The 12750-nt window shown below is 45.2% G+C and carries 17 protein-coding genes; 15 read left to right on the top strand and 2 right to left on the bottom strand.

Annotation, left to right across the window (positions count from 1 at the left end; all coding sequences use genetic code 11):
* The first annotated feature begins 1 nt into the window (after window position 1).
* From Q8R38_07125 to Q8R38_07085, 9 genes are read left to right on the top strand one after another with little or no spacing between them, the layout of a single operon-like run.
* Window positions 2–844, top strand: a complete 843-nt coding sequence (locus tag Q8R38_07125) for a divergent polysaccharide deacetylase family protein (protein MDP3791796.1) — start codon at window positions 2–4, stop codon at window positions 842–844.
* Complete coding sequence (gene tsaD / locus Q8R38_07120) at window positions 844–1854, top strand: tRNA (adenosine(37)-N6)-threonylcarbamoyltransferase complex transferase subunit TsaD (protein ID MDP3791795.1); 1011 nt, start codon at window positions 844–846, stop codon at window positions 1852–1854. Before Q8R38_07125 ends, tsaD begins: the two co-directional genes overlap by 1 nt.
* The gene (locus tag Q8R38_07115; protein ID MDP3791794.1) at window positions 1847–2518 is read left to right on the top strand and encodes an MgtC/SapB family protein; all 672 of its coding nucleotides are present in this window, start codon (window positions 1847–1849) and stop codon (window positions 2516–2518) included. The genes tsaD and Q8R38_07115 overlap by 8 nt, the downstream gene beginning before the upstream one ends.
* Window positions 2519–2541: 23 nt before the next feature.
* Window positions 2542–3072 carry a polymer-forming cytoskeletal protein gene (locus Q8R38_07110; protein ID MDP3791793.1) on the top strand — a complete coding sequence of 177 codons (531 nt, stop codon included), beginning with the start codon at window positions 2542–2544 and terminating at the stop codon, window positions 3070–3072.
* A 4-nt stretch (window positions 3073–3076) separates the two neighbouring features.
* Window positions 3077–3475, top strand: coding sequence for a helix-turn-helix domain-containing protein (locus tag Q8R38_07105; protein ID MDP3791792.1), 399 nt, complete (start codon window positions 3077–3079; stop codon window positions 3473–3475).
* A 6-nt stretch (window positions 3476–3481) separates the two neighbouring features.
* On the top strand, window positions 3482–4222 hold the full coding sequence (gene larB, locus Q8R38_07100) for a nickel pincer cofactor biosynthesis protein LarB (GenBank protein MDP3791791.1): 741 nt from the start codon (window positions 3482–3484) through the stop codon (window positions 4220–4222).
* 5 nt (window positions 4223–4227) lie between these two features.
* Complete coding sequence (larC, locus tag Q8R38_07095) at window positions 4228–5406, top strand: nickel pincer cofactor biosynthesis protein LarC (protein ID MDP3791790.1); 1179 nt, start codon at window positions 4228–4230, stop codon at window positions 5404–5406.
* On the top strand, window positions 5407–6363 hold the full coding sequence (locus tag Q8R38_07090; GenBank protein MDP3791789.1) for a PDZ domain-containing protein: 957 nt from the start codon (window positions 5407–5409) through the stop codon (window positions 6361–6363).
* A 2-nt stretch (window positions 6364–6365) separates the two neighbouring features.
* Window positions 6366–6962, top strand: a complete 597-nt coding sequence (locus Q8R38_07085) for a methyl-accepting chemotaxis protein (protein MDP3791788.1) — start codon at window positions 6366–6368, stop codon at window positions 6960–6962.
* 14 nt (window positions 6963–6976) lie between these two features.
* Here Q8R38_07085 and Q8R38_07080 read toward each other — a convergent pair whose 3' ends face one another.
* Window positions 6977–7504, bottom strand: coding sequence for a DUF2148 domain-containing protein (locus Q8R38_07080; GenBank protein MDP3791787.1), 528 nt, complete (start codon window positions 7502–7504; stop codon window positions 6977–6979).
* Between the two features lie 188 nt (window positions 7505–7692).
* Here Q8R38_07080 and Q8R38_07075 point away from each other — a divergent pair, with 188 nt between their 5' ends.
* Window positions 7693–8346: a hypothetical protein gene (locus Q8R38_07075; GenBank protein ID MDP3791786.1), complete on the top strand. Its 654-nt coding sequence runs from the start codon at window positions 7693–7695 to the stop codon at window positions 8344–8346.
* Between the two features lie 2 nt (window positions 8347–8348).
* On the top strand, window positions 8349–8786 hold the full coding sequence (locus Q8R38_07070; GenBank protein MDP3791785.1) for a DUF296 domain-containing protein: 438 nt from the start codon (window positions 8349–8351) through the stop codon (window positions 8784–8786).
* Here Q8R38_07070 and dusB read toward each other — a convergent pair.
* Entirely contained in the window at window positions 8764–9732 is a 969-nt protein-coding gene (dusB, locus tag Q8R38_07065) for a tRNA dihydrouridine synthase DusB (protein MDP3791784.1), read from the bottom strand. The two genes, Q8R38_07070 and dusB, sit on opposite strands and share 23 nt — an antisense overlap.
* 131 nt (window positions 9733–9863) lie before the next feature.
* Between dusB and Q8R38_07060 the strand changes: the two genes are divergently transcribed.
* From Q8R38_07060 to Q8R38_07045, 4 genes are all read left to right on the top strand, one after another.
* Entirely contained in the window at window positions 9864–10583 is a 720-nt protein-coding gene (locus tag Q8R38_07060; protein MDP3791783.1) for a nucleotidyl transferase AbiEii/AbiGii toxin family protein, read from the top strand.
* Window position 10584: 1 nt separating this feature from the next.
* On the top strand, window positions 10585–11103 hold the full coding sequence (locus tag Q8R38_07055; GenBank protein ID MDP3791782.1) for a helix-turn-helix domain-containing protein: 519 nt from the start codon (window positions 10585–10587) through the stop codon (window positions 11101–11103).
* Window positions 11104–11106: 3 nt separating this feature from the next.
* Entirely contained in the window at window positions 11107–12153 is a 1047-nt protein-coding gene (gene ychF / locus Q8R38_07050; protein MDP3791781.1) for a redox-regulated ATPase YchF, read from the top strand.
* Between the two features lie 115 nt (window positions 12154–12268).
* The coding region (locus tag Q8R38_07045) for a hypothetical protein (GenBank protein ID MDP3791780.1) at window positions 12269–12750 on the top strand (482 nt) is incomplete at its 3' end.

Below are 12750 nucleotides of genomic sequence, written 5' to 3'. Positions count from 1 at the left end.
TATGAAATCGAAGATCATTTTGATTATCGCGGCAGGGGCGGGGATATTTCTAATAGCGGCCGGTATGTTTTTATACTGGAAGTCCGCGTATGTGCCCAAAAAGAGGATAATAGTGCAGAAGCGGGCCGTTTTAAAAGTTCCCGCAAAGAAAAAAGCGTTGCCCGCAGTGCAGAAAAAATTCTCAAATCCAAAGATAGCGATAGTAATGGATGATTTTGGCTATAATATGAACAATACCGACAACTTGTTCGCTGCGGGCCAGCCGGTAACTTTGTCGATATTGCCGAATCTGCCATATTCGCGCCGCGTGGCCCAGCTGGCTCATTCCAAAAAATACGAAATAATACTTCACCTGCCGCTTGAGTCGAATGACAAGTCGGCGCCCAAGGAACTGGGCACTATCAGGACCGACATGGATAACAAAAAAATATCTTCGATACTCGGCGAAGATATAGCCAGCGTGCCGGGTTTAAAAGGAATATCGAATCATCAGGGCTCTAAGGCTACTGAAGATAAGGCTACAATGTCCGTAATCTTAGCTGATTTAAAAAGTAGAAATTTGTATTTTTTCGACAGCCTTGTTACCGACAAATCCGTATGTATGGAGGCGGCGAAGAATGCCGGTGTGCCATACGCAAAGCGTGACATGTTTCTTGATAATGATTCATCGCCGGATTACATAGAGAAGCAAGTGCTTTCTCTGCGCAGATTAGCTTTTAGAAAAGGCAGCGCTATAGGTGTCTGTCATGACAGAAAAAACACAGTAGCTGTATTAAGCAGGATGATGCCGGAACTGTCCGCTGAAGGCATTGAATTTGTGCCCCTGTCGGAGATGGTAAGATAATGTTAACGCTGGGCATAGAAAGCTCATGTGATGAGACGAGCGTTTCGGTTACTTCAGGCAGAACCGTTCTTTCAAATATAGTTTCATCCAGCGTGCACCTTCATAAGAAGTATGGAGGTGTCGTGCCGGAGATAGCGTCAAGGTTCCATGTGGAGTTTATACTGGAGGTGCTTGAAAAAGCGCTGAAGGACTCGCGTAAGAAGCTAAAAGACGTGGAACTGATAGCCGTTACCAATGGGCCGGGGTTGGTCGGCGCCTTACTTATAGGCGTATCGTTAGCAAAAAGCTTAAGCTATAGCCTTAAGGTTCCGCTTATTGGCGTGAATCACGTGCTTGCGCATCTATACAGCGCGTTTTTGAGCGGCGAAGATATCCCCGATTTTCCATTTGCAGGCCTGGTGGTATCCGGCGGGCATACGGCATTGTTTCTTTGTGATAAAAGTTATAAACAAAAACTTCTTGGGCAGACACAGGACGACGCGGCAGGTGAGGCGTTCGATAAAGTCGCGAAGATATTAAAGCTGGGCTATCCGGGCGGGCCCGCGATAGAAAAAAGGGCGCGGCTGGCGAAAAATAAAGGCAGTATTAAATTTCCCAGGACATTTTTAGGGAAAGATTCGCTGGACTTCAGTTTCAGCGGCATAAAGACAGCGGTCTTGTATTACGTGAGAAATAGGGATAGTGGGCCTTCGGAAATAAATGATATATGTTACGCTTTTCAGGAGAACGCGCTCGATACGCTGGTTGAGAAAGCGTTTTTGGCGGCAAGGCTCTGTAAGGTGAAAAATATAATAGTTGGCGGTGGAGTAGCTGCAAATTCGAGATTGAGGGAGAAGTTTTTGGATGCGTCGAAATTCTCCGGCGGGGTCAGGACATATTTTCCAAAGATGGAGTATTGTATGGACAATGCGGCTATGGTGGGCGTGTTGGGCGAGGAATTGTATAAAAGGGGCCATAGGTCCGATCTTTACTTAAGCGCCCAGCCTAATCTGGAGGTAGTAAATGCTTAACGAATGGACTATAGTATTTCGTCTTATCTTGGCCGCTATATTAAGCGGTATAGTAGGTTTCGAAAGAGAATTTCACGGCCGGGCCGCAGGTTTTAGGACTCATATACTTTTGTGCGTTGGCACGACCCTGATAATGATTACATCGGTGCACATATTCGATGTGTATTCCGGAAGGACTCCGATAGACCCCGCAAGACTCGCGGCTGGCGTAGTTACGGGCATAGGGTTTTTGGGAGCCGGCACAATAATGCGTTACAAAGCTTCGGTGAGAGGGTTGACCACCGCGGCCAGCCTGTGGGTCGTTACCGGCATAGGGCTTGCGGTAGGGTCGGGGCTTTATTTTGGTTCGATATTAACTACAGCGCTTGCGGTAATCACGCTTATGTTATTCGGAAGATTAGAACACGCGATGATACGCAAGGATTGGTACAAGACGATCGTAATAGAGTCGAAAGACGGCTTTGATCAGTTAAAACGGATCAGGGATGTATTGGGCGAATATGGCGCTGTAATTACCGATTTTGAAGTGGAGCGGTCCGAAGACGGGTCGCTGATGGTCCTGAAGATAGGATTGAAACTCTCCACATCCCATAACATAGCGGCGCTGATGCGGGATGTAAGCCATTTGGAAGGCGTCAGTCACGCGAAGTGGGAGGCGGAGTAAGTCAAAGAGAGGGAGGTGGTTGTATGATGATGAAAAAGGACAAGAGGCACGAAGTCGAAAAGGTACTCGACGTAGACGCTTCCATGCAGGGCACTCTCATCTTTAAAGATTCTGTCAACCTTCGAATTAATGGCAGGTTCGAAGGCGTATTAAATACCAGGGGCAGTCTTATGATCGGCGAACGGGCCGTTGTAAATGCCGACATCACGGGCGAGTCTATAGTCGTGGCCGGAAAAGTGAACGGTAACATAACCGCTCTTAAGGAGTTGAAGCTCATCGCGCCGGGGTGCGTAGTAGGGGACATAAGAACGCCGCTATTAAGCATAGCCCAGGGCGCGATATTCGACGGTAACTCAAAAATGCTCACCGAGACGAAAGATTATCTCGAAAATATTATGAATGCCGAGGACCTGGCCAAATATTTGGAGATAGATATGAATCTTGTCCATGAGTGGGCAAATGCAGGCAGGCTTCCGGGCGCCAAAGATGGTAATGCCTGGAAGTTTGAGCGCTCAAAGATAGACGAATGGGTGGCTCAAGGAAAGATAAAGTAAAAATATGCCGGAACATTTATTGAATATAAAAGAAGTCGCGGATTATCTCGGCGTCTCCGAGGAAGAGGTGAAGCGCCTTGTCGATATGGGCGAAATACCCGCCTATAAGATAGGCGACAGCTTCTTGAGGTTCCGCAAAGAGCAGATAGACGCCGTAAAATCCGAGATAGGCGATGTGGAAAAGAAGGATCCGAACCGTGTCGAGATAAAACTGGACGACAAGGGTAAGCCGACTCATCCATATACTGATCTCGAAAACGACATTAAGCTCAAAGAGCCTGTGATAAGCCAGTATGATTACACCGTAGCGGAAAAGGCGCGGGACTTTTTCTACTACAACGATTTTTACATACTGTCGGCCGTTGTTGTCGCGGTCCTTCTCGCGATAATTTTGAGATCTTAAAAATCCATGTCGCAAAAACTTAAAAGTCTTCTGAAGCGCGTTAAGTCGGGCGAGATGTCGTCGGCCAGGGCGCTTGGTGTTTTGAAAGATCTGCCTTACAAGGATCTGGGGTTCGCCAAGGTAGACTGTCACAGGCGGCTGCGCCGCGGTTTTCCCGAAGTGATATTCGGTTCGGGCAAAACGCCCGAGCAGATAGTCAAGATAGCCGGAAATATCATATCGCACGACGGGACATTACTCATTACGCGTACGGATAAGAAAGTATTCTCCAGGATAAAGAAGATCTGTCCAGGGGCGAAGTTTGACGAAAAAGCGAAGATAATATATTTTGTAAAAGAGAAGAGCTCTTTTAAAAAAGGAACGGTTTTAGTGGTGACGGCCGGCACAGGTGATTTGCCTGTTGCGCAGGAAGCCAGGATCACCCTTGAAGTAATGGGCAATAAAGTTCAGATGCTGTATGATGTGGGAGTGGCGGGAGTGCACAGGCTTTTGGATAGTAAAGATACGCTGGAGAAGGCGAATGTTATCATCGTCATCGCAGGCATGGAAGGTGCGCTGGCCAGTGTCGTAAGCGGCCTTGTGTCGAGGCCTGTCATAGCCGTGCCTACAAGCGTTGGTTATGGCGCGTCGTTTTCGGGGCTTGCGCCGTTGCTCACAATGATGAATTCATGTTCTCCGGGTGTGGCAGTGGTTAATATAGATAATGGTTTTGGCGCCGGATATATGGCGTCGATGATAAATAGTTAAACTCTATGAAAAAGATAGCTTATTTTGATTGTTTCAGCGGAATAGCGGGCGATATGGTGCTTGGCGCCTTGATAGACGCCGGCCTTGATATAAAATTTCTGGCAAAAGAACTTAAGAAGCTCAAAATAAAAGGATATGAACTCAAAAAGAGCAAGGTGCGCCGTGGCGGGCTTATCGGGACAAAATTCACCGTTGTGGTGAAAGATAGTCCGTCCGCCCATACCCACAGGCCTCTTGGTGAAATACTTAAGATCATAGACGAAAGCTCTCTAAGTCATAATGTAAAAGATGTTGCCAAGAATATTTTCAATAATATAGGCGGAGTTGAAGCTAAGATTCATGGTATTTCCGATAAAAAAGATCTCTCTCTTCATGAGCTTGGCGACGTAGATTCGATAGTGGATATCGTCGGCACCGCGATAGCTCTTGATAAGATGGAGATCGAAGAGATATATTCATCGCCTGTACATTTCGGCAGGACTCTTGTAAGCACAAGGCACGGCGTATTGCCGACGCCCGCGCCGGCGAGCCTGGAATTGCTCAAAGGCGTTCCGGCGAAAATTTCAAATATCGACGCGGAGCTCGTTACGCCTACCGGAGCGGGGATCTTAAAGACGCTTGTGAAAAATTTCGGCGAGATGCCCCAGATGAAGGTGTCTCATATAGGCCACGGCGCGGGAACCCAGGAATTAAGCGAGTTGCCTAACATGTTGAGAATAATGATAGGCGAAAGGCACGCGGCGTTCAAGAAGGACAGGATATTTGTGATAGAGACAAATATAGACGATATGAACCCGCAGCATTTTAATTATCTATTCGAAAAATTATTCAAAGAAGGCGCTTTAGACGCCTATACGACGTCAATACAAATGAAGAAGACGCGTCCCGCGTTTAAACTTACCGTATTATCAGCTCCTTCCATATTCGATAAGCTATGTTCAATAATATTCAAAGAGACCTCATCGATAGGATTGAGATATCATGAGCAGAACAGGTATAAGCTCGATAGAGAGATCGTAAAAGTCGATACAGGATATGGCAGGGTAAGGGTAAAGTTAAGCCGCGGACCGGATGACATACTGACGGTTTCGCCGGAATATGAAGACTGTGCCAAATTGGCAAGATTAAAAAAAGTGCCGCTGAAGACGGTGTGTGACGCGGCAAAAAGAGCGGTCGAGGTGTAAATGAAGAAGATGTTTTTTCTGTTTATAATTTTTACAGCTTACAGCTTACAGTTTGCAACTTATGCGGTCGCCGACACAATCTATACCAAAGATAATAAAGAGATCAAGGGCATAATAATCGAAGAGTATAAGGACAGAGTCCTTATGTCTACGGTGGACGGCGAGCGCACATTGATGAAGCCAGATATTAAAGAGTTGTATTTTGATACGGAAGAACAGAACCTTGTGAAATTGGCGGAGCAGGCAAGAGACAGAGGCGACCTGATAAAAGCCTTTGTATATTACGATAAAGCGTTCAAGGTAAACCCCGATTCGAAAGCGGCCAAGGACGGTATAGTATTTTTGCAGGGATATCTCTTTAAGAAAGATATGGCCAAAAAGGAAGAAGATGTGAACCGCCGTAATGAGTTTGAAGCAAGAGGAACGGGGCCCATAAGTATAAAGACCGAAGAAGAGAAGTTCAATGAAAGTCTTGAAAAATTAAAGAAGACAGCCGGGATTGTATTAAAGTCGGATCCATCCGGCACTAAAATCAGCAGTGTTGCCATAGGTTCTCCCTCCTATGAAGCAGGAATGGAAACAGGCGATATCCTTATAGCGATATGGGGCAGGCTGGTAGGATATCTTTCGCTTCCGGAAGTCGTGGAAACCCTTCTTGAAAAGACGTCTTTAGAGACAAAATGCACTATAGAGCGCAATGTTGAGGTAAGTGCCGGCGACATCGGAGCGGAGTTTAAAATGCAATTCGATGGATTGACGATATCGGACGTTAAAAACGGCTCCTTTGCTCAAGGGGCGGGCTTAAGGCCCAACGATCTGGTAACATATATAAACGGCCAGAGCACGCGCTATATGCCGATCAAAAAAGCTTCAGAGCTTATTAAAAGATCAAAGGACGGTATTATTAGGTTAACTATAAGAAGAGAAATAGTTATGTGGGGTAAAGAAGGAGGATAGTTATGCCGATGGCGCCCAGATACAAAAGAAAGCAGTATATTGTTGCCGCTAAGTTTCAGTTAAAGTATGTAGGGCTCATACTTATATTGGTATTTCTAACAGGCATATTATGTTCATACGTGGTGTATTATACCTCTATGCTTTTATTGGGGGATAAACTGGCAAATGTCTATCCGCAGGGCCGTCTTATTTCGATAGTTAATATGGTGAATGTCAGGATACTCTTGAGCTTGCTCTTGATAACGCCGCTTGTATTTATAATAGGTATTTACGCCTCCCACAAGATAGCGGGTCCCATATACAGAATAGAAAAGTTCCTTAAAGCTATGGCTTCCGGTGAGCTTTCGGAGCCCCTGACATTAAGAAAGAATGATGAGCTTGTAGCGCTTGCCGAAGGCATAAATAACGTGGCGGAAAGCATAAAGGCTACCATAAGGCAGGAGAGGGAACATCTGGCGAAATCGGCGGTATCAGTGGATGCTTTAAGAAGGCTCGCGCAGTCAAAGTCTGTAGATCATCATACGCTTGAAAATACCGTAGAGAAGCTGGGTGATGAGATTAGTAAGGCAAGCTTAGAGCTGAACAGATATAAAGTATAATCTTCGCCGGCCTGTTACTTTCTATCGAAGAATGGATTTTTGCCCGTAACACTTAAAGGTATTCCAAGGGCCTGCTTAACGGTTTGAGAGAATAATTTCAGATCGAGGCAGGCTCTTCCTATCGAATACATTATTCTATTGTCCGCATGAAATGAGCTCGCGGCCGCGACCGCCGAATCTACCGCTATCCCCAGATCTATTGAATTGTAGGAGCATATGCCGGATGTTTTCTGCAGCTGGCCGCATGTAGGATATCCGCAGAATCCGCAGTTAAGTCCCGCGGGGTTTGATTTTACGCCTATGACCAGCAGAATTGGCGACGCTTCTATAGAACTGGCGTCGCGCTCGAAGCTGGGCCTGGCCTCTTTTTTCGAGACTTCTTTCATCTTCTCGATGACCTTCTTCTTTGTGGCATCATCGTCTATAGCGAAGACTTCGATATTGTCTATGCCTCGGGTCTTCGGCGCTGTCCTCGCTGAAACAGCCATAAATTCCGCCGCATCCTTTATCGCCGCGCTTTCCAATTCACTCGATTTTTTCATATGGTCACCTCGTATCAAGAATATCACGCCACACAGGCAGGGTCAACATTTTTTCTTCGCCCCAAAGCGGAGACGCTTTCCAAGTTAATCGGGAAGCTGCCCCCTATAAGGGGCACGGAGAAAATTTATCTGTAAAATTATACGCATGTGCGGTATAATTTTGACTTCAAATTGAAAGGATCGGTAAGATGAATAGATTTAAGACAAAATCGCTTGAGGCGATAGAAGAGAAGATGACGGGCATGGATACGGAATCCCTAAGATTCCAGATCCTGCAGAACGCGAAGAGTTTCAAGACATCGTGGATAGGCCTTGGCCAGGCGCTCTACAGCGTGTGGAAGGACAAGCTTTTCAAGGATTGGGGCTTTCTCACGTTCGACGCTTATACCTCCAAGGAGATAGGCATAAGAAAGAATACCGCGCTGAAGCTTCTGAAGACGTATTATTTCCTCGAAAAAGAAGAGCCGCATCTCATTAATAAAGACTATGTGAATACAAAAGACGCCGCCGAAGTGCCGAGCTATGAGTCTGTAGATGTGCTTCGCATGGCCAAGAAGAAGCAGCTGCTGGATGAAGATGACTATAAAAGATTCAGGAAAGACATCCTGGAAAAAGGCAGGGATGGAAGGGAAGTCAAAAAAGACCTGACAGCGCTTATAAAGCAGCGCGAAGAGCTTGAGCCGGAAGAGGCCCGCAAAAAGAAGAGAGAAGCGACTATAAGACGGCTCTTGACCACATTGAGGTCGCTTAAGACAGAGATAGAAGTGACAAAAGTATTGCCCTCGGATATATTAAAACAGACCAAGATGCTTATAGACAGGATAGAAGCGGAGGCAGGGTAAGTATGCGTTATTCCAAAGGCAGTGTAGGCAGGATATTCTTATTAAAGTTCGATAACGATGATATTGTCTTAAAAGAGATAGATAAATTCGCCAGGCACGAGAAGCTGAAATGCGCTACACTGATCTTTTTGGGCGCGCTTAAAGAAGGCCATATCGTTACCGGCCCCAAGAAACCCGTGATCCCTCCGGAACCTAATTGGAAAAAATTCAAAGACGGCTGGGAAGTGATGGGCATAGGCACGATATTTACTAATAAGAAGGGCCCGCAGATACATATTCACACTTCGATGGGAAAGAAGAACAATACCCTTACCGGCTGTGTGCGTAAAGATTCTAAAGTATTTTTTGTAGTCGAAGCGATAGTCTTTGAGATAAAGGGCGTTAAGGCGACAAAGGATATAGATCCGGAGACAGGACTTAATTTACTGAAGATATTGTAGCAAGGATCTCTTCGTAGTTTTTAGCCGATGTTATCTTCTCGCGCAGGCGGGGAGCTCCAGGGACGCCTTTCAGATACCAGATAGCGATTTTTTTCATAAATCCCGTTTTCCCGTTATTACTCATATCCCTGTATTTATCCACGTATGAAAGGTGTTTTTTCAAGACTTTCTTTTTCTCTTCCAGTGAAACCATTTTGTGCAACTTGCCGTGTTTTAGGTAATCGTCTATCTGTTTGAATATCCATGGATTTCCGAGCGCCCCGCGCGCTACCAGCACACCGTCACAGGCCGTTTCGTCGAGCATCTTCTTGGCAAGCTCCGGCGAGAATATATTGCCCGAGCCAATGACGGGAATACGCACCGCTTCTTTTATATTTTTTATCATAGAATAATCCACATCGCCGGCGTAGCCCTGATTAGCCAATCTGCCGTGGGCAAATATGGCGGCCACCCCTATATCTTCGCATTGTTTTACCATATTGGCTAATTGCCGCGGGTCCTTTTTATCATAACCTATGCGCACTTTTATCGTTATAGGCAGCGGCAGGTTAGGGATGAGTTTTTTCAATATGGCGTATAATTGAGGCGTGTCGCGCAACAGGTGCGCGCCCGCCTTCTTTTTTATGACTTTTTTGACAGGGCACGCGCAGTTTATATCAAGAAACGATAGCTTCACTCTGTCCAGGATCCTACCCGCGGCATCCAGCATGTGCGAGGGATCCGATCCCAGCAACTGTCCTGCAATAGGCGAGTCCTTTTTTTCGGTTTCGAGTATAGAAAATGACTGTCGGCGGTTATGTGTCAGTGAGTTCGAATCTGACATCTCGAAGAAACAGAAGCCCGCGCCATGTTCACGCGCTATTAATCTAAAGTGAAGATCCGTGCATCCCGATAGAGGCGCTAAGATTATATTTGTCTTTATGTTTGCGTTGCCGATTTTGATCATGTCCGTATTGTAGCATGCTTAACATAGCCCTGTCAATTTGCAACTTATAGGCTGTTATGGGCCTATATTTACATGATAAAATAAATATCATACTTGACAATATTTAGTTTATCATGTATACTTTATGTGTTATGGAAGACACTACGGGAAAAGTTATTATTGAGCGCAACAAGGCGTTAAAGGCATTAGCGGGCAAAATAGACGGCCTGTATTTAGCCGGCGGCACAGCCTTATCTGTATTTTATTTTCATCACAGGGAGTCTTACGATCTGGATATATTCACCAAAAAATTTTCCCGCCTTAAAATAGAGGCGATTGTTTCGGATCTGGCAAAAGCGACCGGCCGGAAGATAGAATTAATTAAGACTCAGGAAAAAAAAGAGTTTGTGCAGATGATGATCTATTATTTATATGTAAACAAAGATGAAACCTTGAAAATAGATTTTGTGGAAGATGTATATGATCTTCTTAAGCCGGTTAAAATAATAGATGGCACTCCAGTCCTTTCTATAGAGGATATCTACATAAGAAAAATATTGGCCGCCTGCGGCAGCGACAAAGCGGTTGATGTAATAGGGCGAGAAATATTTAAAGGCGGCAGGCAGGAGGCCAGAGATTTTTTTGATCTGTACTTTCTTTCAACAACTTTCATGCCGTTATCGAAATTTGCGCTTGAACACTGTTCTTATCCACAGAGAGAAAGTCTATCGGTATGGTATAGGACATATAGCAGGAGTTCTATGCAGATGGGCGTACTGGATATAGTGACAGATAAAAATATATCCTTCAAGGATATGGACAATCATTTCAAGCGGGAAATAGAACAGATGGTGAGGAAGGAATTCGAATAATATGACTGCCGATATTTTCTGGGACAGAAAGACAACAAAAAAAGAAGCGCAGGCTATATTAAATAACGATTCGGACCCGAGATTTCCCGAATTTGCGTCCTTGGTACTTTCGCGCGCGGGAAAACCAAGAGAGGTTTTTGATATATATATGGATAAGATAACCTTTCTCAAAAATTGGAGAAAGATAAAAAGAAAAATGCGTAAAGACAGCTGGAATAATAAAAGGATAATTTTTTGGGACGAGGTCTATGATGTTCTTTCGCAGGATGTTGACAAGAGTGAGTTAAAAGAGAAGCGCAAGCCTGTTTCCGAAGAGGCGAAGGTGATCGGTAGTATAATAAGGGCCGCCCGGCAGAAAAGACAGCTGAGCCAGAAAGAATTCGCGCAATCCGCGGATATGTCCCAGCAGTTTGTCTCTTTTCTGGAAAACGGATACCTTAATATATCCTTAAGTACGCTAAAAAAAGTTTTAGATGTTTTGGGGTTGGAGTTATCCATAATACAAAAACAAAAGGCATAACAGATGAAGATAGGAATAATCGGGTTACCGCAGGTTGGGAAGAAGGCTTTATTCGAATTACTCACAGGGCACAAGCCCTCGGAGAATGAAGTCGCGTCTGGCAAGCCTGTACACGGTGTTGCCGAGATACGCGACAGCCGGTTCGACTTTCTCGTTGGGATTTACACTCCTAAGAAAAATGTCAGGGCAAGGATTGAAATTGAGCTACTGCCTAAGATAGAGAAGGACGCTATAGCGCAGGGCGGTATATTCGAGGATATAGCCGAGGTCGACGCCCTGTGCCATGTCGTCAGGGCCTTCAAAGATGATTCTATATACCATGTAAACGGCTCTGTCGATCCGAAGCGCGATATCGATATGGTGAATTCGGAGTTATTGCTCCACGACCTGATATTTATAGAAAAGAGGTTTGAACGGCTCGATAAGAAGGTAAAGCAAACCAAGGAAGAAGCTTCTGTTAAGGAAAGAGATATACTCATTAAGCTGAAGGCCCACCTTGATAAAGAATTGCCCTTGAGGACGCTTGAGCTTAGCGCGGATGAAAAGAAGGCGCTGTCGAGCTATCCACTGCTGACGCGCAAAGATATTATAATTGCGCTTAATGTGGGAGAGAGCCAGCTTAAAGAAAAACCTCAAGTCGAAGGTCCGAATATAATGCAGGTATCCGCCAAAGTCGAGGCCGAGATAGAAGCGCTCGAATCAGAAGAAGAGAAGGATGCATTTCTTTCAGATATAGGCATAACCGAGCCCGCGATAAATATATTGACCACGCTCCTGCTTAAGACGCTCAATCTCATATCATTTTTTACAGTCGGGTCTGATGAAGTCCGCCAGTGGACCGTTAAGGCCGGCTCTGCCGCTCCCGAGGCCGCGGGAGCTATACATTCGGATCTGCAGAAAGGCTTTATCAGGGCGGAGGTCATTAAGTTTAATGACATCAAGGCGTCAGGCAGCGAAGACACATTAAAATCCCAGGGCAAATTCTACCTGAAGGGCAAGGATTATATAGTAGAAGACGCCGACATCCTCACCATACGTTTCAACGTATAACCGTTTTACCCACCGGGTGGGTATAAATGGTTTTTGATTAAAAATCAAATTATTCTTGACAAATAGATAAATCAATGGTACGCTCTTCTTTAATAGTTATTAAGGAGGGTATGCCATGGTATTACCAAAAAAATTTAATGTAGCATTCAAAGTAATCTCAGCTTTAATAGCCGGGATTTTTTTATTTGAACAGATAGCCTGGGCAGGCGCCGCCAGTCAGGAGCAGAGTAACCCTCATTATTATAAACCCCTTCTCTTAGCCGATATTAATTTAGACGGAGTCGTTAGTGACGTAGACGTTGATTTTTTAAGCGCATACTACGGCATGACAGGCAAGTCATACCTTGAAGGGGACATGGACGGTGATGGCGCGGTGTATGATACAGAGGTAGATATATTAAGCGCGAACTATGGCCAGAATCAGCGTGCGGCAGGAGCCGACACTTCTTTTTGCGACACTATGGGGAATTTAGTTGTAACGATCTATCCGGACGGACACAGAGAGATACATATCTCCATAAACGGATTATTTACGAAGGAACAGCTTCTCAATTCTTTTATACTACAAGATGGCGATATCATAATCGATGACACGGC

This window comes from Candidatus Omnitrophota bacterium, assembly GCA_030695905.1.
Lineage (GTDB): Bacteria > Omnitrophota > Gorgyraeia > 2-01-FULL-45-10 > 2-01-FULL-45-10 > CAZHPY01.
The sequence above is the reverse complement of the archived record's forward strand: the minus strand, read 5'-3'. Positions and strand labels throughout refer to the sequence as shown.

What these genes read in the sequence shown, in the direction of transcription:
- Q8R38_07125 (MDP3791796.1), top strand. Translation starts at nt 2, where the DNA reads ATGAAATCGAAGATCATTTTGATTATCGCGGCAGGGGCGGGGATATTT.
- tsaD (MDP3791795.1), top strand. Translation starts at nt 844, where the DNA reads ATGTTAACGCTGGGCATAGAAAGCTCATGTGATGAGACGAGCGTTTCG.
- Q8R38_07115 (MDP3791794.1), top strand. Translation starts at nt 1,847, where the DNA reads ATGCTTAACGAATGGACTATAGTATTTCGTCTTATCTTGGCCGCTATA.
- Q8R38_07110 (MDP3791793.1), top strand. Translation starts at nt 2,542, where the DNA reads ATGATGATGAAAAAGGACAAGAGGCACGAAGTCGAAAAGGTACTCGAC.
- Q8R38_07105 (MDP3791792.1), top strand. Translation starts at nt 3,077, where the DNA reads ATGCCGGAACATTTATTGAATATAAAAGAAGTCGCGGATTATCTCGGC.
- larB (MDP3791791.1), top strand. Translation starts at nt 3,482, where the DNA reads ATGTCGCAAAAACTTAAAAGTCTTCTGAAGCGCGTTAAGTCGGGCGAG.
- larC (MDP3791790.1), top strand. Translation starts at nt 4,228, where the DNA reads ATGAAAAAGATAGCTTATTTTGATTGTTTCAGCGGAATAGCGGGCGAT.
- Q8R38_07090 (MDP3791789.1), top strand. Translation starts at nt 5,407, where the DNA reads ATGAAGAAGATGTTTTTTCTGTTTATAATTTTTACAGCTTACAGCTTA.
- Q8R38_07085 (MDP3791788.1), top strand. Translation starts at nt 6,366, where the DNA reads ATGCCGATGGCGCCCAGATACAAAAGAAAGCAGTATATTGTTGCCGCT.
- Q8R38_07080 (MDP3791787.1), bottom strand. Translation starts at nt 7,504, where the DNA reads ATGAAAAAATCGAGTGAATTGGAAAGCGCGGCGATAAAGGATGCGGCG.
- Q8R38_07075 (MDP3791786.1), top strand. Translation starts at nt 7,693, where the DNA reads ATGAATAGATTTAAGACAAAATCGCTTGAGGCGATAGAAGAGAAGATG.
- Q8R38_07070 (MDP3791785.1), top strand. Translation starts at nt 8,349, where the DNA reads ATGCGTTATTCCAAAGGCAGTGTAGGCAGGATATTCTTATTAAAGTTC.
- dusB (MDP3791784.1), bottom strand. Translation starts at nt 9,732, where the DNA reads ATGATCAAAATCGGCAACGCAAACATAAAGACAAATATAATCTTAGCG.
- Q8R38_07060 (MDP3791783.1), top strand. Translation starts at nt 9,864, where the DNA reads ATGGAAGACACTACGGGAAAAGTTATTATTGAGCGCAACAAGGCGTTA.
- Q8R38_07055 (MDP3791782.1), top strand. Translation starts at nt 10,585, where the DNA reads ATGACTGCCGATATTTTCTGGGACAGAAAGACAACAAAAAAAGAAGCG.
- ychF (MDP3791781.1), top strand. Translation starts at nt 11,107, where the DNA reads ATGAAGATAGGAATAATCGGGTTACCGCAGGTTGGGAAGAAGGCTTTA.